This is a genomic window from Streptomyces sp. NPDC002835, from assembly GCF_053591995.1.
This window is the reverse complement of the sequence record NZ_JBSFUW010000005.1, coordinates 22857-47753: the sequence shown is the minus strand read 5'-3', so window position 1 is coordinate 47753 and position 24897 is coordinate 22857. Positions and strand designations below refer to the sequence as shown.

The following is a 24897-nucleotide window of genomic DNA, read 5'->3' as shown; positions in this document are numbered from 1 at the left end:
TAGCGCCTCTCGTTCGGATCTTGCCGGGCTCGCGTGCCCTGGCACCGCACCTCGCTGCGTTGTCGTCAGTCGCCCACGCTCCGCGTGGACTCCATCCTCCGCCTTGCGATGTACGGCACCAGACCCCGCTCACTGATCCGGCCTGATCCAAACGACAGACCCTAACCGCCGGCCCCCTGCTCCGCCACGGTGCGGCGCAGCGCGGCGACCTGCCGGTACAGCTCGACGGCCTCCGCGTGGCGCCCGAGCTGTTCCAGGCAGTGCGCCTCGTCGTTGCGGCTGGCCAGGGTGTCGGGGTGTTCCGGGCCGAGGATCCGCTCGCGGGCCCGCGCCACCTCCTCGTAGACGCCCTGGGCGTCGGACCAGCGGGCCAGCCAGCCGAGCGCCACGGCCACCTCCCGCCGGCTCATCAGGGTGTCGGGATGGTCGGGGCCGAGTACCCGCTCGCGCAGCGCGCTCACGTCGCGCGCCTCCGCGAGCGCCTCGTCCCAGCGGCCGAGCCGGCCGAGGTTGACGCCCAGGCCGTGGCGGGCGCGCAGGGTCTCCGGGTCGTCCCGGCCGAACGCCCGGGTGCGGTCGGCGACGAGGCCGCGGTAGACGTCGAGGGCCTCCGCGCCGCGGCCGAGCCTGCCGAGGCAGATGCCGGTCTCGTAGCGGGCGGCGAGGGTGTCCGGGTGGTCGGGGCCCAGCGTCCGCGCCCGTGCCGCCGCCACGTCCTGATAGGCGGTCAGAGCCTGCGCCCAGTGGCCCATCAGGCCGAGCGCGTGGGCCGCCTCGTAGCGGGTGACGAGGGTGTCGGGGTGGTCCGGGCCGAGGACCCGGGCCCGGGCCTGTGCGACGTCCTCGGCGATCCGGTGCGCCTCCTCCGCGCGTCCCATCCGGCCCAGGTTGAAGGCGAGGTTGTGGCGGCAGCGCAGAGTGTCGGGGTGGTCCGCGCCCATGGTCCGCTCGCGCGAGGCGAGGACGGCCGCGTACACCCGGCCGGCCTCCGCGTACCGGCCCAGGCCGCCCAGCACGTAGGCGGTCTCCTGGCGGGCGGCGAGGGTGTCGGGGTGGTCGGGGCCGAGGGCGCGCTCCCGACCGGCCGCGACCTGTCCGAACTCCTCGAGCGCCTGGGTGGCGCGGCCGGTGCGGCTGAGGCTGAACGCGACCTCGTAGCGGCTGGAGAGCGTGTCGGGGTGGTCGGGGCCGAGCAGCGTGCCGCGTTCCGCGGCGACCGCGCGGTGCACCTCGCCCGCCTCCTCCCAGCGGCCCAGGCGCCCGAGGCTCAGGCCGGCGTTGTGCCGGGTGGCGAGGACGGCGAGCAGTTCGGGCGACGGGGTGGTCCGCTCGGGCCCCTGGCCGGGCGCCGGAACCGCCGGAGTCGCCGCGGGGTGGGTGGTCCACTGGCCGGTCAGAGCCGCCGTGTGGTCGGGGGCGGGCAGCACCCGCCCGGCGAGGGTGCCGGTCGCCTGGTGGCCGACGGTCATGCCGCGGGTCCAGTACGGCAGCGCGCTCCCGCGCGCCGGGTCCTGGTCGGGCGCGCGCTGGAGGGGGACCACGGAGGGCTCGTGGCGCACATGACCCGCGGCGTGGATGCGGTCCCTCAGGTCGCCCGCCGCGCCGGGTCTCTCCTCGGGCGTCTTCGCGAGCAGGTCGAGCACCATCAGGTCGAGGAACTCGGGGATCTCGTCACGGTGCTCGCGCAGCGGCCGGGGCGCCGTGTCCCGGTGCCCGACGAGGATGGACCAGGTGTCGCCGACGTCGAAGGGCGGTGCGCCGGTGGCGAGTTCGTAGAGCACGCACCCCAGGGAGTACAGGTCGCTGCGGTGATCGACCTCGCCGCCGCCGATCTGTTCGGGCGACATGTAGTGCGGGGTGCCCATGGCGATGCCGGTGCCGGTGAGCTTGGACGTGAAGCCGATGTCCTCGCCGAGGCGCGCTATGCCGAAGTCGCAGATCTTCACCCCGCCGCCGGTGAGCCGCATGATGTTCGCCGGCTTCAGATCGCGGTGCACGATGCCCTGTTCGTGGGTGTAGTCGAGGGCGTCGGCGATCTGGTCGGCGATGTCCACGACATCGGCGACGGGCAGCGGCTGCTGCTTGTTGTCCTCGAGCAGCTGGCAGAGGTTGCGGCCTTCGAGCAGCTCCATCACGAGGTAGAGAACGCCCTCGTGCTCGCCGAAGTCGTGGACGACGGTCACGCCCCGGTGCTGGAGCCCGGCGGCGACGCGGGCCTCGCGGCGGAAGCGTTCCCGCAGGACCCGGGTGAAGGACCGGTCGGGCTGCGATCCGATGGGCTTGAGGCACTTGACGGCCACATGCCGGCCGAGGGATTCGTCGCGGGCCCGCCACACCTCGCCCATACCGCCGCGCCCGATGAGATCGAGCAGTCGGTACCGGCCCTGGATCAGCCTGGTTTCCGCCATCGCGTGCTGTCGCCCCCGTCGCTGTGCTGCGCCCTCCCCGGCCGGTCCAGTATGGCGGCCCGCCTGCGCAGTTTGTACGGGGCCGGGCGTGATCCGGGCCCGAGCCGGGCGATCGCTCGCCGGATGTGACCGGGCGGCATCCGCCAGCGTATACGGGAGGGTACGCGGCGCAGCTGCCTTCCCGCGGCGGTCAGCCGGCGTGTCACCCGGTCCGGGGGCGGTGCGGTTCTGCCGTACAGCGCCTGGGCGTACGGCGGCAGGCTGTCGTAGGCGAGTGCGGCAATCGGACCCCAGAGCAGGGCGCGGGCGGGGAGCAGCAGCGGGCGGACGGGCGGCCGGCGCAGGAAGTCGTCGACGTCGCGGGCTTCCGGGCCGGCGGCGAGTTCGGGCCGGACCCGCTCGAAGTAGGCGGCCAGTTGCCCGGTGGTGGCGGGCACGGTGGCCGGGTCGAGGCCGACCAGGCGGGCGGCCTCGCGCTGTTCGTCCAGGTAGCGGTCGGCGAGTGCGTCGTCGAGCGGGAGTCCGGAGCGGCGGGCCACGTCGAGGTAGGAGGCGACCTCGGCGCAGTGCACCCACAGCAGCAGTCCGGGCTCGTCGACGCCGTACCGTTCGCCGGTGGCCGGGTCGGTGGCCTTCAGCCGGGAGTGGATGCGGCGCACCCGGGCGCCCGCCTTCTCGGCGGACGCGGTGGTGCCGTACGTGATGGTGCCGACGAAGTCGGCGGTGCGCAGCAGCCGGCCCCGGGCGTCCTGGCGGAAGTCCGAGTTCTGCATGACGCCGCGGACGGCCCGCGGGTGGAGCGCCTGGAGGTAGAGGGCGCGTACGCCCGCGATCCACATGACGGGGTCGCCGTGGACGTGCCAGGTCACGGAGCCGGGTCCGAACAGTCCGGGGTCGGCGTCGTCGTTCGCAGGGGTCATGTCAGCGTCGTACCCGCGGCATCCCCAGTCCGATCCAGGAGATGATCTCGCGCTGGATCTCGTTGTTGCCGCCGCCGAAGGTGAAGATCACGGCGGTGCGGTAGCCGCGTTCCAGTTCGCCGCCGAGGACGGCCCCGGCGGAGCCCTCCTTCAGGGGGCCCGCCGCGCCGACGATCTCCATCAGCCAGGCGTAGGCGTCGCGTCGCGCCTCGGAGCCGTAGACCTTGACCGCGGAGGCGTCCTGTGGGGTGAGCGTGCCGTCCTGGACGGCGTTCACCATCTGCCAGTTGAGGAGTTTCATGGCGTCGAGCCGGGCGTGGGTGCGGGCGAGCCGGCCGCGGACCCAGCCGAGGTCGATCACCCGGCGGCCGTCGGGGAGTCCGGTCCGTGCGGCCCAGTGCTGGACGTCGCGCAGGGCGCGGATCGCCATGGTGCCGTGGGCGGCGAGGGTGACCCGCTCGTGGTTGAGCTGGTTGGTGATCAGCCGCCAGCCCTTGTTCTCCTCCCCGACCCGGTGGGCGACGGGGACGCGGACGTTCTCGTAGTAGCCGGCGGTGGTGTCGTGCGAGGCGAGCGTGTTGATGAGGGTGCACGAGTAGCCGGGGTCGGAGGTCGGTACGAGGAGCATGGTGATGCCCTTGTGGGGCGGCGCCTCGGGGTCGGTGCGGACGGCGAGCCAGACCCAGTCGGCGGTGTCGCCGTTGGTGGTCCAGATCTTCTGCCCGTCGACGACGTACGTGTCCCCGTCGCGCACGGCCCGGGTGCGCAGGGCGGCGAGGTCGGTGCCGGCGCCGGGTTCGCTGTAGCCGATGGCGAAGTCGATCTCGCCGGAGAGGATCTTCGGCAGGAAGTACGCCTTCTGCTCGTCGGTGCCGAACTGCATGATCGTCGGGCCGACCGTGTTGAGGGCCATCAGCGGCAGGGGGACGCCCGCCTGGGCGGCCTCGTCGAAGAAGATGAACTGTTCCATCGGGCTGAGCCCGCGGCCGCCGTACCGCTCGGGCCAGCCGACCCCGAGCCAGCCGTCGGAGCCGAGCCGGCGGATCGTCTCGCGGTAGAAGTGTTTACGGGCGGCCGGCTCGGCGAACCGCGCGTAGGCGTTGTCGGGGACGAGTTTCGCGAAGTAGGTGCGCAGTTCGGTGCGCAACTGCTCCTGCTGCGGCGTGTATCGAAGGTGCACGGCCCCTCCAGGCTTTCGCGGTCCGTTCCGGGCTCTCGCGGTCCGTTCCCCTTGCGCGGCGGCGCACACAGTAGAACGTGTTGCAGTAATCCGGAAGGGCCGTGCGGGTTCGCTACCGCGAGGCGTACACCGCCTCGACGAGGGCCATCTTGCGCGGGTCGTCGGCGATGTGCGGGCCCATGCGGTTCATCACGTATCCGAGGGCGATGGCGCCCTCGGGGTCGGCGAGCCCGCAGGAGCCACCGAAGCCGTCGTGGCCGACCGCCCTCGGGTTGGGGCCGTACGAGCCGTTGGCGCCGCTGAGCCAGAGGCCGAGACCGATCTCCGTGTCGTGCGCGAAGCCGGCGCCGAGGATCAGGTCGCGGCAGGCGCCCTGCCCCTCGCGTACGCGCTCCGCCGCCCGCTCGCTCAGCACCTGGTGTCCGTCGAGCCGCCCCCGGCCGGCGAGGACGCCGTACAGCGAGGCGACCGCGCGGGCGGTGCCGTGGCCGTTCGCGGCGGGGATCTCGGCGGCGCGCCACCCGGCCGAGTTGGCGGCGTCCGCGCCGGTGACCGGGTTGACCAGCGCGGCGAGCGCGACGGGCGCCAACTGGGCGAAGGCCGCGGCCTGTTCGCTGCTCTGCGCGGGCGCCGGATGCACCAGCTCGGCGACCCGCCCGGCCTCGCTCTCGGGCAGGCCGATCGTGAAGTCGATCCCGAGCGGTCCGGTGATCTCCTGCCGCAGGAACTCGCCGGGCGGCAGCCCGCTCACCCGGCGCACGACCTCGCCGACGAGGTGGCCGTAGGTGATCGCGTGGTATCCGGAGCGGGTGCCGGGCTCCCACCACGGCTCGGTGGCCGCGAGCCGCGCGCAGGTCAGCTCCCAGTCGTAGAGCTCGTCCAGCGAGTGGGGCTCGCGCAGTCCCGCGAGCCCGGCCCGGTGGGAGAGCAGATGGCGCACCAGGACGGCCTTCTTGCCCTCCGCGGCGAACTCGGGCCAGTAGTCGGCGACCGGCGCGTCCAGGTCGAGCAGCCCGCGGTCGGCGAGCACATGGGCGCAGAGTGCGGTCGGGCCCTTCGTCGTGGACCAGACGTTCACCGTCGTGTCGCGCTGCCACGGCCGGGTGCGGGTTGCGTCCGCCCAGCCGCCCCAGAGGTCCACGACCTTCTCGCCGCCGGCGAGCACGGTCACGGCGGCGCCGAGCTCGCCCCGCTCCCGGAAATTCGCCTCGAAGGCGGCACGCACCGCCGAGAAGCGCTCGTCGCAATGACCTTCGATGTCCACGGGTCGTTCCCTCATACCGGCCTCCGTCGCCTCGTCCTCCGCGGAACATACCGACCGGTCGGACTGAAGGGGAAGGGGGCGGACGGCGACCGGCCACCCGTGCGCCAGGATGGAACCGCAAGATCCGCATCCGGAAGGACGAAGCGATGGCCCCCGACGGCTCCGTACCACCGAACGACGACGCCGTACTGCTGCGCACCGAAGGCCGCGCCGGGTACCTCACGCTCAACCGCCCCCGCGCCATCAACGCGCTCACCCACCCGATGGTGCGCGCCGTCCACGCGGCGCTCGACGCCTGGGAGCACGACGACGCCGTCCAGTCCGTGGTGATCACCGGGGCCGGCGAGCGCGGGCTGTGCGCCGGCGGCGACATCCGCGCCATCCACGACGACGCGCGCGCCGGCGGACGGGCGTCGGTGGACTTCTGGCGCGACGAGTACCGGCTCAACGCCCGCATCGCCCGCTACCCGAAGCCGTACGTCGCCCTCATGGACGGCATCGTGATGGGCGGCGGCGTCGGCGTGTCCGCCCACGGCAGCGTCCGGATCGTCACCGAACGCTCCCGGATCGCCATGCCCGAGACCGGAATCGGCTTCGTGCCGGACGTCGGCGGCACCCATCTGCTGGCGCGGGCACCGGGCGAACTGGGTACCCACCTGGCGCTCACCGGCGAGGCGGTCGGCGCGGGCGACGCGCTGCTCCTCGACCTCGCCGACCACTTCGTGCCCTCGGAGCGGCTCGCCGGCCTCTCGGCGTCACTCGCCTCCGTGACCCCCGCCGAAGCCGTACGGCGCCACGAGGCCCCCGCGCCCGGCGCCGCGCTGGCCGCCCACCGCGAGTGGATCGACCACTGCTACGCCGCGGACTCCGCGGAGGAGATCGTCGAACGCCTGTCGTCGTGCGGCGAGCCCGCGGCCAAGGAGGCCGCGGAGACCATCCTGACCAGGTCCCCCACGTCCGTGAAGGTGACGCTCGCCGCGATCCGCCGGGCACGGGCGCTGGGCTCTCTGGAGCCGGTCCTCGAGCAGGAGTTCCGGGTCTCGTGCGCCGCGCTGGCCTCGCCGGACCTGGTCGAGGGCATCCGGGCGCAGGTCGTCGACAAGGACCGCAGCCCGCGGTGGTCACCGGCGCGGCTCGACGCGGTCACCGACACGGCGGTCGCGGCGCACTTCGCCCCGCTGCCGGCGGACGAACCGGGGCTCGGCCTCACCGGGTGACCGGCCCCCGCGCACGTCAACGCCGTGGACGCAGCAGCAGCACGGCCATGTCGTCGCCGCGGTTCGGTACCGTCGTCCGGTCGCCGATCAGCGTGTCCACCAGCGTCTCCAGCGGCTGCCCGACTCCCCGTTCGAGCCGCCCCGCCACCTCGGCGAGCGCGTCGTCGAGGTCGACGCCCGGGGTCTCGATCAGCCCGTCCGTGTAGAGCACCAGCACGGACCCGGCCGGCAGCGGCACCGCGGTGGTGGGATACGCCGCCGAGGGGTCGATGCCCAGCAGCGGGCCGCCGGCGAGGCCGAGGACGTGGACCCGGCCGTCCGGGTCCCGCAGCAGCGGCTGCGGATGGCCCGCACGGGCCAGCAGCACCCGGTGGTGCTCCAGGTCCAGATGCAGATACACACAGCTCGCCAGCAGATCCGCGTCCAGGTCGATGAGCAGCCGGTTCGTGCTCGCCATGACCCGGCCGGGCGGCTGCCCGACCGCGGTGTACGCCCGCACCGCTGTGCGCACCTGCCCCATCAGGCCGGCGGCGGCGACGTTGTGGCCCTGTACGTCGCCGATGACCGCGGCGGCCTCCGGGTGCACCGACCCCCGGAAGACCTCGCTCTCCCCGCTCCGCCGCATCAGGTCGTAGAAGTCGCCGCCGATGTCCATGCCCTGGGTGCCGGGCACATAGCGGGCGGCCACCTCCAGACCGGGCAGCGCGGGCAGTGAGTGCGGCAGCAGCGCGGACTGCAGACCGTGCGCCAGGCGGTGCTTGGTGTCGTACAGCCGGGCCCGCTCCAGGGCCTGCGCGATCAGACCGCCGAGGCTGGTGAGCACGGCGCGCTCGTCGGGCGGGAACGGGTGCGGCTGCGCGTACGCGAGGACACACGTGCCGACCGGACGTCCGGAGGCGATCAGCGGCAGATACGCCCAGGCGGTCATGGGGTCCGGCATGGCACCGCGGTCCGGATACAGGCGTTCGAGCTCCGCGCGCGTCTCGAAGAACGACGGCACCCCGGTCGCCAGCGCGTGGGCGCCGGGCGTGGCGGCGGTCAGCAGCATGCCGTCGAAACGGTCGACGATCCCCGGATCGTCGTATCCGCGGTGTCCCAGCACGCGCAGCCGTCCCCCGTCGGGGGCCAGGATCACCAGGGCGCAGCTCCCGACGGCCGGCATGATCTCGTCGGCCACGAGTTCGACCACGTCGGAAACGCCGACGGCCTCCGTCAGGGCACTCGCCAGATTCAGCAGATGCGAGATGGTCACCAGACGCGGTGGCCGGTGCCCGGTCCGCTCCCCGGACGCAGGCGGCCCGGCCGTGGCTCCCGCCGGGGTGACCTGGACGCTGATCCCGCTCCTGCTGGGATGGAACCTGAACATCAGCCAGTCCTGCGGCGGGCGCAGCGCCACGAACGACGTGCTGTGCTGGCTGAACAGGGCCGCGCGGTAGTGGTCCTCGTAGACCGGATCGTTCAGCCAGGGCAGGGTGGCCCACAGCGGGCTGCCGAGCAGCTCGTCCGACGTGCTGCCGACGAGTTCGAGCATGGCGGCGTTGGCGAAGGTGACGCGGCCGTTGACGTCGAGCGCGCACATGCCGTCAGGGACCCGGGCCACCATCTGCACGGCCTCGACGGCGCTGCTGGTGCCCGCCATCGGCGCCGTGCCGAGGAAGTCGACCTCCGGCACGACCCGGCGGCCCTTCTGCGCGGCGCGCTCCAGGCGCAGCGCGAGCCGGTCGCAGGCGGTGGTCAGGAGGGTGCGCTCGGACGGCGACAGCTCGGACGGATGCGATCCCGGCCAGGTGACGAAGACGGCCCCGTACACCGCGTCCGCGGTGGCGACGGGCAGCGCGGCGAGCGCGAACGGGTACGGCAGGACGACGGAGATACGGGGATACCGCCTGGCCATGTCCTCCTCGTCCGGCACCCACACGAGCCGCCGCCCGCGGGCGGCGTCGGCGACGGGGATCGGGGAAGTCAGCGCGATCCGCTCCCAGGGGGCGGCGAAGGCGCGTGGGAGGCCGGCCATGACGGCCATCTCGAGGATCGGCTCGGCCTCGGAGAGCAGATAGACGGCGCCGGAGTGGGCCTGGACGTCGTCCATCATCCCGGCGAGAGCGAGGGAGAGGAGGGGGTGGGAGCCGGTGCCGGGGCCGCCGGTTGGCGGCACGGGCGTGGGCGCGGGCTGGGGGGTGGGCCGGTCGGACACGGGACCACCTCCCAGCTGGACAGCCCCTGACCAAGGCTGCCCGCTGGGGCGGTATCCCGCACGCCGGGGGTGGGGCGGGGGAGGGGGATGTCCCCCACCCCGCCCCTTCCCGGAACCGGGGCTCCGCCCCGGCCCCCGGGGGGCGGGGGCGGCTGCCCCCGGTCCCCGGCGCGCGGCGGCCTCAAACGCCCCCTACGGCCCGGCGGCCGTGGGAGGGAGCCCCAGGCCCGGGCTCATCTACCTCTCGCTCGGGTCCCCGACGCTCCCGGGACCGGCCGGAGGGGCCGGGCCCGGGCCCGCAACACCCCTCGGCCCGGGCGGGGGCCGCGGCCGGGCCATGCAACACGAGCGCTCGACGCCCCCTGACCGGGCGGTCCGGGTCCACGACGCCCCCTGACCGGGGCCCACGCGCCCGGCCTGGGTCCGGCCGGAACGGCCCGGGCCCGGCCCCCGTTACCCCACCCCCTCCCCCGGTGTCACCACGTTCGCGTACGACTCCCTCGTCGTGCCGTTCACCGTCACCGCCAGGGTGAACGCCCCCGGGCGGAGGGCCGTGAGGTGGCCCGTGGTCGGGTTGAAGGACGCCACGTGGTGGCCACGGGCGTCGTCAGGGGTGCCGATGTGGAGGTTCGGCGAGCCCGACCAGTCCGCGCTGACGGGGAACGTCACCGGGACCCGGCGTGCGCCCTGGACGACCGTCGCCCTCGCGTCGCCGGTGTCGCCGGGGCGCAGGACGTCGGGCGCCTCGAGCTCCAGCACGTCGACGTGGGCGCGGGTCTGGACGGAGACCCAGTCGGGCCGGGCCTTCCACGGGGCCCGGCGCGCGGCTGCCTGTTCGGCGGGCGAGACGTGGTCGACGCCGACGAGCGACCAGCCGGTGAAGCCGCCCTCGTCCGCGGGCCCGGCCGGGGCCTTGCCGGAGTTGCCGTTGACGAGGTACGGCACGCCGTCGACGTGCGCGGCGTGGAAGACGCCGACGTGGCTGCCGATCAGCCCCGCGCCCTTGCCGGTCGTACGGCGGAACTCCGCGAGCCAGTCCTCGATCAGCGCGGCTTCCTTGCGGTCGCCGAGCCGGCTCGCCTGCTGGACGGTCGGGTCGCGCGGCGGGACGTGCTCGACGACCATCACGGAGCCGATGCCCCGGTCGGCCGCGGCGGCGTCGAGCTGGGCGCGGAGCTCCTTGATCTGGGCCAGGCCGCCGCCGCGCAGGGTCAGGCTGGAGGTGTCGAGGGTGATGAACCGGGTGCCCCGGTGGTCGAAGGTGCGCTGCGCCGGGCCGAACTCGTCGGTGAAGTTGTCGATCCGTCCGCCCATCACCTCGTGGTTGCCGGGCACGTAGTACCAGGGCACCTCGTTCCCCAGTTCCTCCGTGAGCACCCGGCGGGCGAAAGCAAGGTCGGCGGGCGAGCCCTCGTCCACGAGGTCGCCGTTGACGACCAGGAAGTCGGGGCGGGCCGCCTTGATCTCGCGGAGCGTACGGCGGGCCTGGGCGACAATCGGGCTGTCGGGGGCGCGGGCGACGAACTGCGCGTCGGACATGACGGCGAACCGCCAGTCGCGCCGCTCCGTGACGGCCGCCGGGTCGATCAGCGGGTCGACGACCGTCGGAGGTTCGGGCAGGTAGACCGGCGGCGGCACCTGCGCCTCGAGCCGGTCGATGACGATCCGCCCGGTGTACTGGCGGGCGGCGGCGGTCTCCGCGAGGTAGAAGCGGTGGACGGACAGCGGCATCGCCGCGCCCTGCGGGACGGCGAACCGCACCTGCTGCCAGCCGGTCCAGGTGATGTAGGGGCCCCGCAGCAGTTGGTCGGAACCGGCGGCGTCCTTGAGGTGGAGGGTGGGCCAGGCGCCGTTGCCGTCGCCCTTGATCCAGAGGGTGAAGGACTGCGGCTGGCCGGCGACCGCGATCCGCCGCGGCGGGTTGGCGTAGGCGGCCCTGGTCGCGGTCGACCTGGTGAAGTCGTAGGAGAGTTCGAGGCCGGTGCCGTCCAGTCCGTCGGGCACGGCCGCGACGGAGCCGCTCGCCCGGGCCTGGCTGAAGGTCCAGGACCCGGCGTCGTCGAAGCCGGTGACACCCTGCTGGGCGAGGCCGACGCTGACGGCGAGCACGGTGCGCGCGTCGCCGACGGTGGCGGTGATCAGCCCGGCGGTGCCGGCGTGGCCGCGCGCGGCCACGGTGAAGGCGCCGCGGCCGTCGTCGCGGACGTCGAACAGGCCGTGGTCGTAGTCGAGCCGTACGTCGCCGGGTTCGACGGGCGCGCTGTTGCCCTGGGCGTCCAGGCCGAGGATGCCGAACGTGCCGGTGGCGCCGGAGTCCGCGAGGGAGACGCGGCGGCCGGTCGGTTCGATGCGGGCGAGGTCGTCGAGCACGGTGAGGCGGATGCTGCCGTGGGCGGCGCCCCGTTCGGCGCGGACCGCGGTGGTGCCGCTGTGCCGGGCCCGGAAGACGCCGTCGCCGTCGACCTGGCCGACCGAGGGCCGCAGGGACCGCCAGCGCGGGTCGCCCGCGGCGGGGCCGTACGTCTCGTCGTGGCCGGCGGCGGTGAGCCTGCGGGTGAGTCCGGGGAACACCCGCTCCGGGTGACCGCCCACGACCGGGTCCGCGGTCGGCGCGGCCAGGGCGGGGACGGCGGTCTCGACCCGGTAGCCGTGCAGCTGCCCGCTGCCGGCGGGGGCGGTGAGGGCGAGGCCGTTGGGGACCTCGCGCTCGCTGCCGTCGGAGGGGCTGTTCTCCACCCGGAACGCGTCGCTGCCCACGTCGCGGGCGACGAGGGTGGAGGAGCCGCCGCCGTCGAGGTTGAGCGCGTTGTGCGCGCCGGCCTTCCGCATCATCCGGCCGAGTTCGGTGAGGGTGACTCCGCCGCTGTCGGCCTGCCGGCCGTCGACGGTGATGATGTGCATGGTCCGGCCGTCCGCGGAGAATCCGACGGCGGTGCGCGGCGCGGCGGTGTTGTTGCCGGCGCCGTCGTGGCTCTGCGGCACGCCGTCGACGACGAGGAGTTCGCGGCCGCCGACGGCGGTGCGCGGAACGGGGCCGCTGTCGGTGCGCGGCCGGTACGCGATGCCCACCGGATCGCCGGGCCTCAGCGCCGCGAGCACGGCGGCCCCGGCCTCGCGCCCGACGAGCACGGTGGCGCCGGCGGGGACGCCCCCGGTGCCCGGCCGGTCGGTGACCGTGACGACCTCGCCGTCGCGGACGACCGCCTCGGCGACGGGCGTCGCGGCGTCGACGGTGAGCGCCCGGTCGGCCTCGCCCCAGGCGGAGGTGTACGCGCCGATCCCGCCCGCGGGCACGTTGGCGGCGTTGTACGCGCCGAGCCGGTGCTCGCCGCCGGGCACGGTGAGCGTGCCGTCGAAGTACAGCTCCAGGACCCGTCCCGCGCCCTCCGGGCCGATGCCGACGGCACGGTGGGCGCCGGGGGCGGGCGAGTGGGTGAACCGGCCGTCCTTGATGCCGGGGCCCTCCGGCGCGCCGGTCTGATTGATGTCGAAGAAGTCGGCGTTGACGGCGGCGACGGTTCGCCGGCCCTCGCCGGGGTCGTGCCGGGCGGCGAGTTCGGAGACGCTGTGCCGGTCGGTGACCTTGCCGGACGACAGGTAGTCGGCCTGTATGCCGCCGGTGAGGTCGACGGAGAGTGTGTCGACCCGCAGCCACTTGGCGGCCTCGAGCCGGTCGTACGAGGTGAGTTCGACGCCGGGCGCGACGGGCCGCGAGGAACGGGCGGTCTCGATGCCGTCGGGGTCGGCGACGGCGGCCTGGCTGCCGCCCGGGTCGCTCGCGGGCGGCGGCGCGACGGGCCGCAGTATCTCGGCCGACTCCCGTGGCGGCGGTGGTACGGGATCGGCGACGGCGGGAGCGGCGGCCCCCAGCACGAATGCGGACAGCGTCGCGGCCAGCACGACGGTGCGTCTTGCTCTGCCAAGGCCCACAACTACTCCTGGAGGTCGGCTGGTTGAGCACGTGGTAAGCGCTGTCGGCGGACAGCATCGCCGGGCCGGGAGGATCGCGCCAGAGGGTCGGGGTGAAGGACAGGGGAACGGGCGGCGCCTGGCGTCTTCGCGTGGCGGGGCCCGCTGATGCGACGTCACCACGCCGACACCGGCGGCGCCTCGCCGTTCGGCCCAAGGCCGCGTCACGTCACACGCGAAGCCGCCCGCTCGACGGGTCGAGCGGGCGGCACAAGGGCGGCACCGGTCCGGGACGGCACCAGGGCGGAACAGCTCAAGGGCGGGCGGGCCGCGTACGGCCCGCCCGCCCCTCACCTCACATCGGCGTAAGCGTCAGTGCTGGGCGCCGCGGCGCTTGCGCGCGGCCCACATGATGCCGCCGCCGGCCAGGATCACGGCGGCCGCCGCACCGGCGATCAGCGGCGTGGCGCTGGAGCCTCCGGTCTCGGCCAGGCCGCCGCCGGGGGCGGTGGTGCTCGGCGCGGCGGGCGGCGCCGCGGGCGCGGTGGTGCTCGGCGTGTCGCTGGGGGCGGGCGAGGACACGCTCGGGGTCGGCGCGGGAGGCGTCGAGGGGGGCGTCGTCGACGGCGACGGGCTCGGGGTGTCGTCCTCGCAGACCGGCGCGGTCTTGGTCTCGTCGCGGGAGAACTCGTCCCCGTCACCCGCCTTGACGATCAGGCGGACGATGACTTCCTTGTCGTGCGCCGGGAGTTCCAGTTCGTCGTGGAATTCCTTCTTGAAGGTCTTCTCCGGCAGCAGGTCCTTGCCGTCCACCGTGATGGTCACGGTGTTGTCCTCGGTGGGGCTGTACGCCGTGAGGTCGACGCTGACCTGGTCGCAGGTCACCGACCACACCGGCGTGTGCGCGAATGCCGGTGCGGCCGAAAGGCCGACGCCGAGTGCGCCGGCCGACGCGACGGCTATGAGCGCTCCGGCACGCCGCCACGTTCTTCTGTTCTGAGTCACTGATTCCTCCACGATTACCGCGTCGTTCGGTCAGGCGGTGCGCGCACGGTACCGCCAGGGCGGCACGGCTTCACAACCGCCCCGGGACTTTCGCGGATTGGCGGGCTGAAAAAGCGTCAGTCCAGGCCACGGCGGGTGGCACGGGTCCAGGCGGGCAGAACGAACCAGCACACCACGAACCACACCACCATGGCGGCGACCAGCCACAGCGCGATGGTGTCGTCGAGGACGACGCGGAGGATCAGCAGCAGCGCGCACGCCATGGTGCACAGCAGCAGCACCAGTCCCAGCATGGTGAGGCGGGACGCCCAGGCCACCGTCTCCGCCTTGAGCCGCCGGCCGGTGAGCATCCGGTGGAAGGCGACCGGTCCGACGAGCACCCCGGTGGTCGCCGCGCCCAGAATCACGGTCACGGAGTAGATCGTCTGGTCCGTCTGGGACAACTGCTCGAAGCGTGGCTGAAACGCGACGGTCAAGAGGAATCCGAAGAGGATCTGCACACCGGTCTGCGCCACCCTCAATTCCTGGATGAGGTCGGCCCACTTCCGGTCGGCCCTTTCCTCCTCCGTCTCGTCGCGGCCGGGACCGCCTTTTCCCTTTCCGTCACCATTTTCCCTGATCCGGTCCATCACCCTGAGACTCCATTCACATCGGACAGTGTGCGGCAGGAAAATGCGGGCACCCGCCGTAATGGAGGTGCAGACAATGGTTCCTATCCTGCTCGTTCTTCTTCTCGCCGTCCTTCTTTTCGGTGCCGGATTCGCGGTCGAGGTCCTTTGGTGGATCGCTCTGGCCGTGCTGGTGATCTGGCTGCTGGGATTCGTCCTGCGCGGGACGGCGGCAGGTGGCGGGCGTTCCCGCTGGTACAGGTGGTAGACGGCGAACGAAGGGCCGCTCCTAACGCAGGGCGGCCAGTCGGCGGCCGGCCGGGCCCAGTGCCCGCCGGCCGCCGAGCGCGTCGCCCCAGGGCGCGGTGCGGGCCTGGTCGAGCGCGTCGGCGACGGTCCAGCGGCGCGGCCCGAGGCCGGGGTCGGCGAGCTGGTCCCAGCTGATGGGCGTGGCGACCGGTGCGCCGGGCCTGGCGCGCACCGAATAGGGGACCACCGCCGTCTGGGCGTACCCGTTGCGCTGCACGTCCAGGTAGAGGCGGTCGCCCCTGGCCTGTTTGCGCGCCGCAGTGGTCAGCCGGTCGGGGTCGCGCCCGGCGAGGGTGTCCGCGACCTCCTGGGCGAAGGAACGGGTCGCGTCGAAGTCCATGTCCCCGGCGAGCGGGACGATCACATGGAGTCCCCGCGAGCCGGTGGTCATCAGCACGGACGTGAGGCGCAGGTCGTCGAGGAGCTCCCCGAGCTGCCGTGCGGCCCGGCGTACGTTCCCGAAGTCCTCCGCCGAGCCTCCCGAGGGGTCCAGGTCGAACACCAGCCGGTCGGGCTTCTCCAGGCTGCGGACGCGTGACTGCCAGCGGTGGAAGGTGATGCACGCCTGGTCGACGAGGTGCATCAGGGTGGCCGTGTTGTCGCACACCGTGTGGCAGACGGCGCCGTCCGCCTTCGCGACCTCCACCCTGCGCACCCAGTCGGGGTAGCTGTCCGGCGTGTTCTTCTGCATGAAGCGGGGCCCGTCGATGCCGTCGGGGTGCCGTTCGAGCATCAGCGGCCGGTCGCGCAGATGGGGCAGCATGTGGGGCGCGATCGCCCGGTAGTAGTCGGCGAGGCCGGCCTTGGTGATGCCGTCGTCGGGGAAGAGCACCTTGTCGGGCCGCTGGATGCGGACGGTGCGTCCGCCCGCGCGGACCGGGTGTGTCCGCTCCTCCTTCCCGGGCGCACCACCACGGGTCTCGCGGTCCTTCACGGGCGCACCACCACGGCTTCCGCGGTCCTTCACAGGCGGAGCACCACCGCTTCGGCTCTCGCGGTCCGTCACGGGCGCACCATGGCTTCCGCGACGAGCAGGCGTACGGCCGCCGCGATCGACTCGGCGTCGATGCCGGAGGCGTGCAGCTGCTCCTCGGGCGCGGCGGAGGCGGGGATGTTGCTGACCCCCAGCCGTACCAGCCGTGGCATGGGACGCCCGTCGGAGAACGCCTCGGCCACCGCGTCGCCGATGCCGCCCTCGGTGCGGTGGTCCTCCACGGTCAGCAGGCAGCCGGTGTCGTCGGCGGCCTGTTGCAGGGTGCCGCCGTCGACCGGCTTGACCGAGTACAGGTCGAGGACCCGCACCGGGATGCCCTCGCGGTCCAGCAGGGTGGCGGCGGCCAGCGCCTCGTGGACGGTGACGCCCGCGGCGACGACGCAGACCCGGTCGCGGTGGGAGGAGCGCAGGACCTTGGAGCCGCCGACGGGGAAGTCCTCTTCGGGGCCGTAGAGGACCGGCATGTCGGAGCGGCTGGTGCGCAGATAGCTGATGTTCGGCAGGTCGCACATGGCGGCGACGAGACGGGCGGTCTGGTTGCCGTCGCACGGGTAGAGGACGGTGCTGCCGGGTACGGACCGGAACATGGCCAGGTCCTCCAGGCCCATCTGGGACGGCCCGTCCTGGCCGATGGCGACGCCCGCGTGGGAGCCGACGAGGTTGATGGAGGCGCGGCTGACGGCCGCCATCCGCACGAAGTCGTGGGCCCGGGTCAGGAACGCGGCGAAGGTGGACGCGAAGGGGACGTAGCCCCGGACGTGCATGCCCACCGCCGCGGCGACCATCTGCTGTTCGGCGATGTAGCACTGGAAGTACCGGTCGGGGTGCTCCTTGGCGAAGAACTCCGCCCGGGTCGAGTCGCCGACCTCCGCGTCGAGCGCCACGACGTCCGTGCGCGCCGCGCCAAGGGCGGTCAGCGCCTCGCCGTACGCGGTGCGGGTGGCGACCTCGTCGCCCTTGTCGTACGTGGGCAGAGTCAGTCCGCCGCTGCGGCGGGCGTGCTGCACGCGGGCGGCGGGCGGTGTCTGGACCTCGATGCGGGCGGTGCGCCGCCCGCCGAGTTCGGCGATCGCCTCCTCGGCCTCGGGCAGCGGCTTGCCGTGCTTGCCCTCCTGGTCCTGCACGGCGCTCACCCCGCGGCCCTTCTCCGTGCGGGCGATCACGGCGGTGGGCAGGCCCACGGTGGCAGTGGCCTCGGCGAGTGCGTCGTCGACGGCCCTGACGTCGTGTCCGTCGGTCTCGACGGTGTGCCAGCCGTGCGCCCGCAGCCGCCGGGCGTAGGCGTCGAGGTCCCAGCCGAAGCGGGTGGGGCCGCGCTGGCCGAGCCGGTTCACGTCGAGGAGCAGGGTCAGATTGTCCAGTCCTTCGTACGAGGCGTGCTCGACGGCCTCCCAGACGGAGCCCTCCGCCATCTCGCTGTCGCCGGAGAGCACCCACACGCGGTAGGGGATGTCGTCCAGCCGCTTGCCGGCGAGCGCCATGCCGACGCCGACGGGCAGTCCCTGTCCCAGCGATCCGGTGGCGACGTCGACCCAGGGCAGCCGCGGCGTGGGGTGGCCTTCGAGGCGGCTGCCCTTCTTGCGGAAGGTGAGCAGCTCCTCGTCGTCGATGGCTCCCGCCGCGAGGTACATCGCGTACAGCAGCGGTGAGGCGTGGCCCTTGGAGAACACGAGGCGGTCGTTGCCGGCGTGTTCCGGCCGGTCGAAGTCGTAGCGCAGATGGCGGGCCAGCAGTACGGCGGCGAGTTCGGCCGCGGACATGGACGAGGTGGGGTGGCCGGAGCCTGCCGCGTCGGCGGCGCGTACCGCGTCGACGCGCAACTGCTGGGCCAGCTCGGCGAGTTGTTCGTCGCGCATCTCAACTCTCCTTGGAGGGGGTGCCGCCCGGGACCCGGGCCAGCTCGGGCGAGGCGGTGTCCAGCGGGACCGAGCCCGAACGCACGAGTCCCAGTTGGACCGCCTGCCGCGGCAGTGCGGCGTCCAGCACCCAGTCGGCGGCGACGCGCACCCTGTTCCCGGGCATCGCCGCGAGGTGGTAGCCGCGGGTGACCGCACCCGCGAGAGGTCCGGACAGCGCCACGCCGAAGGGGTTCGCGGCGGCCTTGACGCCGCCGAGGTCGACGGCGAAGCCGCGGTCGTGGTGCGAGTAGGCGCGGGGGGTGCCGCGGCCGAGCGACGCGGCGACGTTGTGGCCGGCCGTCCTGCCCTGCCGCGAGGCGTGCTGCGCCGTCATCGGCGTGTACTCGCCGGGCCGGGTGACGTCGGGGACCGCGGCGGCGTCGCCGCAGGCGAAGACTTCGGGGTGGCCGGGGACGGTGAGCCGGGAGTCGACGACCAGCCGGCCGCGCTCGACCGGCAGCCCCACGCCGGAGACGAGGGGGTCGGGGCGCACGCCGACGCACCAGACCAGGGTGTGGGTGGCGATGTCGTCGCCGTCGTCGAGCAGGGCCCCGGTCGCCGTGGCCTCCTTGACGGAGGTGTTGGTGCGGATCTCGACGCCCCGTTCGCGCAGCACCCGGTCGGCGGTGTCGGAGAGCCTGCTGTCCAGTTCGGGCAGTACCCGGTCGGCGATGTCGACCAGGATCCAGCGCGGCCGGACGCCGATGTGCCCGACGCGCTGCCGGTCCGCCAGCGCCCGGGTGAACAGCGCGCCCTGGGCGGCGACTTCGGTTCCGGTGTAGCCCGCTCCGACGACGACGAAAGTCCGCCGGGCGGTGCGTTCCGCGGCGCTGTCCGCCGAGGCGGAGAGTTCCATCTGGCGGGTGAGGTGGTCCCTGAGGTAGAGCGCTTCCGGCAGGCTGCGGAAGCCGTGGGCGTGTTCGGTGATGCCGGGCACGGGCAGCAGTTTGTTCACGCTGCCGACGGCCAGGACGAGCCGGTCGTACGTGAGCCGGCCCGTACCGCCCTCGGGTCCTTCGTAGTGGACCTGCCGGCCGGCCAGGTCGATCCCGGTGGCCTGGCCGAGCACCAGGCGGACCCGCGGCAGTGCGCCGGGCAGGGAGACCGTGACCCGGCGCGGTTCGAGGATTCCGGCCGCCACCTGCGGAAGCAGCGGCAGGTAGAGGAAGTAGTCGGTCGGGTTGAGCAGGACCACCTCTGCCTTGTCCCGCAGGGTCCGGCTGAGCGTGCGCGCCGCCTGGAAGCCGGCGAACCCGGCTCCGACGACCACGACTCGGGAACGGCTCACGATCGGCTCCGTCCGCGAACTCGGGGATGGATACGGAATATGCACGTCGAGTGCGGGTCCCGGGTGCCCGTGGCCCCCGGTCGCCAAACCAGGGGCCGGGCCCGGCCGCGTCACTCGTAGGTGCGGCGGTGGGGGTCCTCGACGACCGGCGTGGAGGGCGGCACGACCACGCGCCTGCGCCGGGCGATGCTGGTGAAGGTCGCGACGCCGATGATGCCGACGGCCATCAGGATCAGACCGATGACGTCGAGGTTGGCGCCCTGCACCTCCCAGTCGGTCGCGAACGTGAGGATCGCTCCGGCGGCGATCAGGATGATGCATCCGCCAAGACCCATGTGTCTCACCTGTCTCTGTAGGTCGGATGGTCCGGTTGCGGGTACCCGCCCGAGGTAGGGCCATGCATGGGGGGACCGGGCACTGCCCCTCGGGGACGGGTTCCGGTTAGGGCACGGCGGCCAATGGATCAAGAGCAGCCGGCGAGGGCAAAGTCACAGCTCTCCGCCCTGCTGTGACTCTCGGTGGCTGACTACGATCCGTGGCATGACGGTCCTTCCCGATGACGGGTTCTCACTGGCCGCCGAATTCCCGGATGCGGACCACGAGCAGTGGCAGCGCCTGGTCGAAGGCGTGCTGCGCAAGGCAGGCAAGGACGCGGCGGGGCCGGCGGCCGAGGACGCGCTGTCCACGGCCCTGGAGGACGGGATCACCACCCGCCCGCTCTACACGGCCGGCGACGGCGCGCACCCTGCCGGATTCCCGGGCTTCGCGCCCTTCACCCGCGGCGGCACCCCGCACGGCGGCGCCGTGGCGGGCTGGGACGTACGCCAGCGCCACGAGCGGCCCGACGCGGCCCGGACGAACGAGGCGGTGCTCGCCGACCTGGAGAACGGCGCAGCCTCGGTGTGGCTGGCCGTCGGCGACGCCGGCGTACCCGTGGCGGACCTGGACACGGCACTGGACGGCGTCCATCTGGACCTGGCTCCCGTGGTGCTCGACGCGGGCGGCGCCTTCGACGCGGCGGCGCGCGAACTGCTCGGCCTGTACGAGAAGCGCGGCGTGGCCCCGGAGGCGGCGCTCGGCCGTCTCGGCGCGGACCCGCTCGGCCATGCCGCGCGCACCGGCCGCCACACGGACATCGAGGGCGGTATCGCCGCGGCGGCCGAACTCGCCGCCCTGTGCCACCGGTCGTACCCGAATCTGCGCGCGATCAGCGTCGACGCGCTCCCGTACCACGAGGCCGGGGCGAGCGCGGCCCAGGAACTGGGCTGCTCGCTGGCGACCGGCGTCCGGTGGCTGCGTGAGCTGACCGGCGCGGGGCTGGACGCGGAGGCGGCCTGCGGGCAGCTGGAGTTCCGGTACGCGGCCACCGCCGACCAGTTCCTGACGATCGCCAAGCTGCGGGCGGCACGGCGGCTGTGGTCGCGGGTGGCCGAGGTGTGCGGTGCGGCCGGTCCGGCCGGGGCGCAGCGCCAGCACGCGGTGACGTCGACGGTGATGATGGCGCGGCGCGACCCCTGGGTGAACATGCTGCGCACGACGGTCGCCTCGCTGGCCGCGGGCGTCGGCGGAGCCGACGCGGTGACCGTGCTGCCGTTCGACCACGCGCTGGGCCTGCCGGACGCGTTCGCGCGCCGCATCGCCCGCAACACGTCGACGATCCTGGTCGAGGAGTCGCATCTGGGCCGGGTCGTGGACCCGGCGGGCGGCTCCTGGTACGTGGAACAGCTCACCGAGGAGCTCGCGCAGGCGGCCTGGTCGTGGTTCCAGGAGATCGAGCGGGCCGGCGGCCAGGCCGCCGCGCTGCGCGACGGCCTGATCGGGGAGCGGATCGGCGCCGCGTGGGAGGCCCGCCGCCGCAGGCTGGCCAGCCGCCGTGAACCGGTCACCGGCGTCAGCGAGTTCCCGCTGCTGGAGCAGGCGCCGGTGGAGCGCGACCCGGCTCCCGGGCGGCCCGCCGGCGGCCTTCCCGTGGTCCGCCGCGACGAGGCGTTCGAGGCCCTGCGGGCCCGCTCCGACGCGCATCTGGCGGCGACGGGCGCCCGGCCCAGGGTGTTCCTCGCGGCGCTCGGCCCGGCCGCCGCGCACACCGCGCGGGCGGGTTTCGCGGCCAACCTCTTCCAGGCGGGCGGCATCGAACCGGTGCAGGACCCGGTGAGCGTCGACGCGGCCTCGGCCGCCGCGGCGTTCACGGCGAGCGGCGCCGCCGTGGCGTGCCTCTGCTCCAGCGACGCGCTCTACGCGGAGCAGGCCGCCGAGGTGGCCGCGGCCCTGAAGGCGGCCGGCGCGCGGCGGGTGTATCTCGCCGGGCGGCCCGGTGAACAGCGTGAGACGTACGAGAGGGCCGGTGTCGACGAGTTCGTCGTCGCGGGCGGCGACGCGGTCGCCGTGCTCGCCGGGGCCCTCGACCGGATCGGAGTGGTGTGATGGGCATCCCGGACTTCACGGGGATCGAGCTGGGGCCCGCCGCCGCGGGGACGGCCGATCAGGAGCAGTGGCAGGCGGCCGTCGGGGCGGCCACCGGCAAGGACCCCGGTGAGCTGGTGTGGGAGACGCCGGAGGGCATCGCGGTCAAACCCCTCTACACGGACGGGGATCTGGCGGACGTCGACTTCCTCGGGACGTATCCGGGCGTGGCCCCGTATCTGCGCGGCCCGTACCCGACGATGTACGTCAACCAGCCCTGGACGATCCGTCAGTACGCCGGGTTCTCCACGGCAGAGGAGTCGAACGCCTTCTACCGGCGCAATCTCGCGGCCGGTCAGAAGGGCCTGTCGGTCGCCTTCGACCTGCCGACGCACCGCGGCTACGACAGCGACCACCCGCGGGTGACCGGCGACGTCGGCATGGCCGGTGTGGCCATCGACTCGATCTACGACATGCGGCAGCTGTTCGACGGCATCCCCCTGGACCGCATGAGCGTGTCGATGACGATGAACGGCGCGGTGCTGCCCGTCCTCGCGTTGTACATCGTGGCCGCGGAGGAGCAGGGCGTACCGCCCGAGAAGCTGGCGGGGACCATCCAGAACGACATCCTCAAGGAGTTCATGGTCCGCAACACCTACATCTATCCGCCCGGCCCCTCGATGCGGATCATCTCCGACATCTTCGCGTACACCTCGCGGAAGATGCCGCGCTACAACTCGATCTCCATCTCCGGCTACCACATCCAGGAGGCCGGGGCCACGGCCGACCTGGAGCTGGCGTACACGCTGGCCGACGGCATGGAGTATCTGCGGGCGGGCGTCGCGGCCGGGATGGACGTGGACTCGTTCGCGCCCCGGCTGTCGTTCTTCTGGGCGATCGGCATGAACTTCTTCATGGAGATCGCCAAGCTGCGGGCGGCGCGGCTGCTGTGGGCGAAGCTGGTGAAGGGCTTCGACCCGAAAAACCCCAAGTCGCTGTCGCTGCGCACCCATTCGCAGACCTCCGGGTGGTCGCTCACCGCGCAGGACGTCTTCAACAACGTCACCCGCACCTGTGTGGAGGCGATGGCCGCGACCCAGGGCCACACCCAGTCGCTGCACACCAACGCGCTCGACGAGGCGCTGGCGCTGCCGACCGACTTCTCCGCCCGGATCGCCCGCAACACCCAGCTGCTGCTCCAGCAGGAGTCGGGCACCTGCCGGGTCATCGACCCGTGGGGCGGCAGCGCGTACGTCGAGAAGCTGACGCACGACCTCGCCCGGCGCGCCTGGCAGCACATCGAGGAGATCGAGGCCGCGGGCGGCATGGCGAAGGCCATCGACGCCGGCATCCCCAAGCTGCGGGTGGAGGAGGCCGCGGCCCGCACCCAGGCCCGTATCGACTCCGGCCGGCAGCCGGTGATCGGGGTGAACAAGTACCGGGTGGAGACCGACGAGCAGATCGAGGTGCGCGGCGTCGACAACTCCCAGGTGCGCGCCCAGCAGATCGAGAAGCTGCGGCGGCTGCGCGCGGAGCGCGACGAGGCCGCCTGCCAGGAGGCGCTGCGCGCCCTGACGGCGGCGGCCGAGGCCGGGCCCGCGGGGGGCGACGGTCTGGAGGGCAATCTGCTGGCGCTGGCCGTGGACGCGGCCCGTGCCATGGCGACCGTCGGTGAGATCTCCGACGCCCTGGAGAAGGTGTACGGCAGGCACTCCGGCCAGATCCGTACGATCTCCGGCGTCTACAGGAACGAGGCAGGCATGTCGCCGGCGGTGGACGAGACCCGTGCCCTGGTCGACGCGTTCGAGCAGGACGAGGGCCGCCGGCCGCGCATCCTGGTCGCCAAGATGGGGCAGGACGGGCACGACCGCGGCCAGAAGGTGATCGCGACCGCGTTCGCCGACCTCGGCTTCGACGTGGACGTCGGCCCGCTGTTCCAGACGCCGACCGAGGTGGCGCGGCAGGCCGTCGAGGCGGACGTGCACATCGTCGGCGTCTCGTCGCTCGCCGCCGGGCATCTGACGCTGGTGCCCGCGCTGCGCGAGCAGCTGGCGGCGGAGGGACGCGACGACATCATGATCGTCGTGGGCGGTGTGATCCCGCCGCAGGACGTCCCCGCGCTGCGGGCGGCCGGTGCGGCGGCCGTCTTCCCGCCGGGCACCGTCATCCCGGACGCCGCCGGGGAGCTGGTGCGGACGCTGGCCGCCTCCCTCGGCCACGAGTCGTAGGCCCATGCCGCCGAAGATCGACATCGACGCGTACGTGCGGGGCGTGCGTGACGGTTCGCGGGCGTACATCGCCCGCGCCGTCACGCTCGTGGAGTCGGCCAGGCCCGACCACCGGGTGCTCGCCCAGCGGTTGCTGACGGAGCTGCTGCCGTTCGCGGGGAACGCGAGACGGGTCGGCATCAGCGGTGTGCCCGGGGTCGGCAAGTCGACGTTCATCGACGCGCTCGGCTCGATGCTCACCGGGCTCGGCCACCGGGTGGCGGTCCTCGCCGTCGACCCGTCGTCCAGCCGCACCGGCGGCTCGATCCTGGGCGACAAGACCCGCATGGAGCGCCTGGCGGTGGACCCGGCGGCGTTCGTACGCCCCTCCCCCAGCTCCGGAACGCTGGGCGGCGTCGCCAGGGCCACGCGGGAGACGATGGTCGTGATGGAGGCCGCGGGCTATGACGTGGTGCTCGTCGAGACGGTCGGCGTCGGCCAGTCGGAGACCGCCGTCGCGGGCATGGTCGACTCGTTCCTGCTGCTCAGCCTCGCCCGCACCGGCGACCAGTTGCAGGGCATCAAGAAGGGCGTGCTGGAGCTGGCCGACGTCGTCGCGGTCAACAAGGCCGACGGCCCGCACGAGCGGGACGCCCGCTCGGCGGCCCGTGAACTGGCCGGTGCGCTGCGGCTGATGAACCCGCCGGACGCCGCGTGGACCCCGCCGGTGCTGTCGTGCAGCGCCCGCGAGGGCAGCGGACTCGACACGGTGTGGGACCGGCTGGAGCAGCACCGCGCGGTGCTGTCGGCGGCGGGCGCGCTCGACGCCAAGCGCCGCGAGCAGCAGATCGAGTGGACGTGGGCGATGGTCCACGACACCCTGCGGGACCGGCTGCGCCGGCATCCCGGCGTACGGGAGCTGGCGCCCGGTCTCGAACAGCGAGTGCGGGACGGCGAGTTGACCGCCTCGCTCGCGGCCGAACGCATCCTGGACGCCTTCGGCATGCGCTGAGGGGCATGGGGCGGGCCGGGCACGGAGGTCCGCCGATCCTCTGTGCCCGGCCCGTTCTCCCATCCCATGGCCGCTCGGCCG

Annotated in this window: 17 protein-coding genes; 5 read left to right on the top strand and 12 right to left on the bottom strand. The window is 73.6% G+C overall.

What is annotated here, in order from left to right; translation table 11 throughout:
• Window positions 1-161: 161 nt before the first annotated feature.
• The 4 genes from ACWD01_RS07135 to ACWD01_RS07120 form a co-directional block, all read right to left on the bottom strand.
• The gene (locus tag ACWD01_RS07135; protein WP_451158954.1) at window positions 162-2408 is read right to left on the bottom strand and encodes a tetratricopeptide repeat protein; all 2247 of its coding nucleotides are present in this window, start codon (window positions 2406-2408) and stop codon (window positions 162-164) included.
• The gene (locus ACWD01_RS07130; protein ID WP_451158952.1) at window positions 2390-3328 is read right to left on the bottom strand and encodes an oxygenase MpaB family protein; all 939 of its coding nucleotides are present in this window, start codon (window positions 3326-3328) and stop codon (window positions 2390-2392) included. Before ACWD01_RS07130 ends, ACWD01_RS07135 begins: the two co-directional genes overlap by 19 nt.
• Window position 3329: 1 nt before the next feature.
• Window positions 3330-4508 (bottom strand): acyl-CoA dehydrogenase family protein, encoded by a 1179-nt coding sequence (locus ACWD01_RS07125; protein WP_451158950.1) that lies wholly within the window; start codon window positions 4506-4508, stop codon window positions 3330-3332.
• A gap of 112 nt (window positions 4509-4620) precedes the next feature.
• The gene (locus tag ACWD01_RS07120) at window positions 4621-5787 is read right to left on the bottom strand and encodes a serine hydrolase domain-containing protein (RefSeq protein ID WP_451158948.1); all 1167 of its coding nucleotides are present in this window, start codon (window positions 5785-5787) and stop codon (window positions 4621-4623) included.
• A 131-nt stretch (window positions 5788-5918) separates the two neighbouring features.
• Between ACWD01_RS07120 and ACWD01_RS07115 the strand changes: the two genes are divergently transcribed.
• Window positions 5919-6989: an enoyl-CoA hydratase/isomerase family protein gene (locus ACWD01_RS07115; protein ID WP_451158946.1), complete on the top strand. Its 1071-nt coding sequence runs from the start codon at window positions 5919-5921 to the stop codon at window positions 6987-6989.
• Window positions 6990-7005: 16 nt separating this feature from the next.
• Here the strand turns inward: ACWD01_RS07115 and ACWD01_RS07110 are convergent, their stop codons facing one another.
• The 4 genes from ACWD01_RS07110 to ACWD01_RS07095 all read right to left on the bottom strand — a co-directional run bounded on the left by ACWD01_RS07110 (window position 7006) and on the right by ACWD01_RS07095 (window position 14726).
• Window positions 7006-9081: a SpoIIE family protein phosphatase gene (locus ACWD01_RS07110; protein ID WP_451159383.1), complete on the bottom strand. Its 2076-nt coding sequence runs from the start codon at window positions 9079-9081 to the stop codon at window positions 7006-7008.
• Window positions 9082-9636: 555 nt separating this feature from the next.
• The gene (locus tag ACWD01_RS07105) at window positions 9637-13113 is read right to left on the bottom strand and encodes a phosphodiester glycosidase family protein (protein WP_451158944.1); all 3477 of its coding nucleotides are present in this window, start codon (window positions 13111-13113) and stop codon (window positions 9637-9639) included.
• A 351-nt stretch (window positions 13114-13464) separates the two neighbouring features.
• Window positions 13465-14097 carry an LAETG motif-containing sortase-dependent surface protein gene (locus ACWD01_RS07100; RefSeq protein ID WP_451158942.1) on the bottom strand — a complete coding sequence of 211 codons (633 nt, stop codon included), beginning with the start codon at window positions 14095-14097 and terminating at the stop codon, window positions 13465-13467.
• Window positions 14098-14213: 116 nt separating this feature from the next.
• Window positions 14214-14726: a DUF6328 family protein gene (locus tag ACWD01_RS07095; RefSeq protein ID WP_451158940.1), complete on the bottom strand. Its 513-nt coding sequence runs from the start codon at window positions 14724-14726 to the stop codon at window positions 14214-14216.
• Between the two features lie 76 nt (window positions 14727-14802).
• On the opposite strand from ACWD01_RS07095, the gene ACWD01_RS07090 reads away from it, so the two are divergent.
• Window positions 14803-14973: a hydrophobic protein gene (locus tag ACWD01_RS07090; RefSeq protein ID WP_451158938.1), complete on the top strand. Its 171-nt coding sequence runs from the start codon at window positions 14803-14805 to the stop codon at window positions 14971-14973.
• A 21-nt stretch (window positions 14974-14994) separates the two neighbouring features.
• Here ACWD01_RS07090 and ligD read toward each other — a convergent pair whose 3' ends face one another.
• From ligD to ACWD01_RS07070, 4 genes are all read right to left on the bottom strand, one after another.
• Window positions 14995-15948, bottom strand: coding sequence for a non-homologous end-joining DNA ligase (gene ligD / locus ACWD01_RS07085; protein ID WP_451158936.1), 954 nt, complete (start codon window positions 15946-15948; stop codon window positions 14995-14997).
• Between the two features lie 68 nt (window positions 15949-16016).
• Window positions 16017-17864: a transketolase gene (locus tag ACWD01_RS07080; protein ID WP_451158934.1), complete on the bottom strand. Its 1848-nt coding sequence runs from the start codon at window positions 17862-17864 to the stop codon at window positions 16017-16019.
• Between the two features lies 1 nt (window position 17865).
• Window positions 17866-19194: an NAD(P)/FAD-dependent oxidoreductase gene (locus ACWD01_RS07075; protein WP_451158932.1), complete on the bottom strand. Its 1329-nt coding sequence runs from the start codon at window positions 19192-19194 to the stop codon at window positions 17866-17868.
• 110 nt (window positions 19195-19304) lie between these two features.
• The gene (locus tag ACWD01_RS07070; protein WP_356896187.1) at window positions 19305-19529 is read right to left on the bottom strand and encodes a DUF6458 family protein; all 225 of its coding nucleotides are present in this window, start codon (window positions 19527-19529) and stop codon (window positions 19305-19307) included.
• A gap of 205 nt (window positions 19530-19734) precedes the next feature.
• Here ACWD01_RS07070 and ACWD01_RS07065 point away from each other — a divergent pair, with 205 nt between their 5' ends.
• From ACWD01_RS07065 to meaB, 3 genes are read left to right on the top strand one after another with little or no spacing between them, the layout of a single operon-like run.
• Window positions 19735-21618 (top strand): methylmalonyl-CoA mutase family protein, encoded by a 1884-nt coding sequence (locus tag ACWD01_RS07065; RefSeq protein ID WP_451158929.1) that lies wholly within the window; start codon window positions 19735-19737, stop codon window positions 21616-21618.
• Window positions 21618-23825, top strand: coding sequence for a methylmalonyl-CoA mutase (gene scpA, locus ACWD01_RS07060; protein ID WP_451158927.1), 2208 nt, complete (start codon window positions 21618-21620; stop codon window positions 23823-23825). Before ACWD01_RS07065 ends, scpA begins: the two co-directional genes overlap by 1 nt.
• Window positions 23826-23829: 4 nt before the next feature.
• Entirely contained in the window at window positions 23830-24816 is a 987-nt protein-coding gene (gene meaB / locus ACWD01_RS07055; RefSeq protein ID WP_451158925.1) for a methylmalonyl Co-A mutase-associated GTPase MeaB, read from the top strand.
• Window positions 24817-24897: the final 81 nt, after the last annotated feature.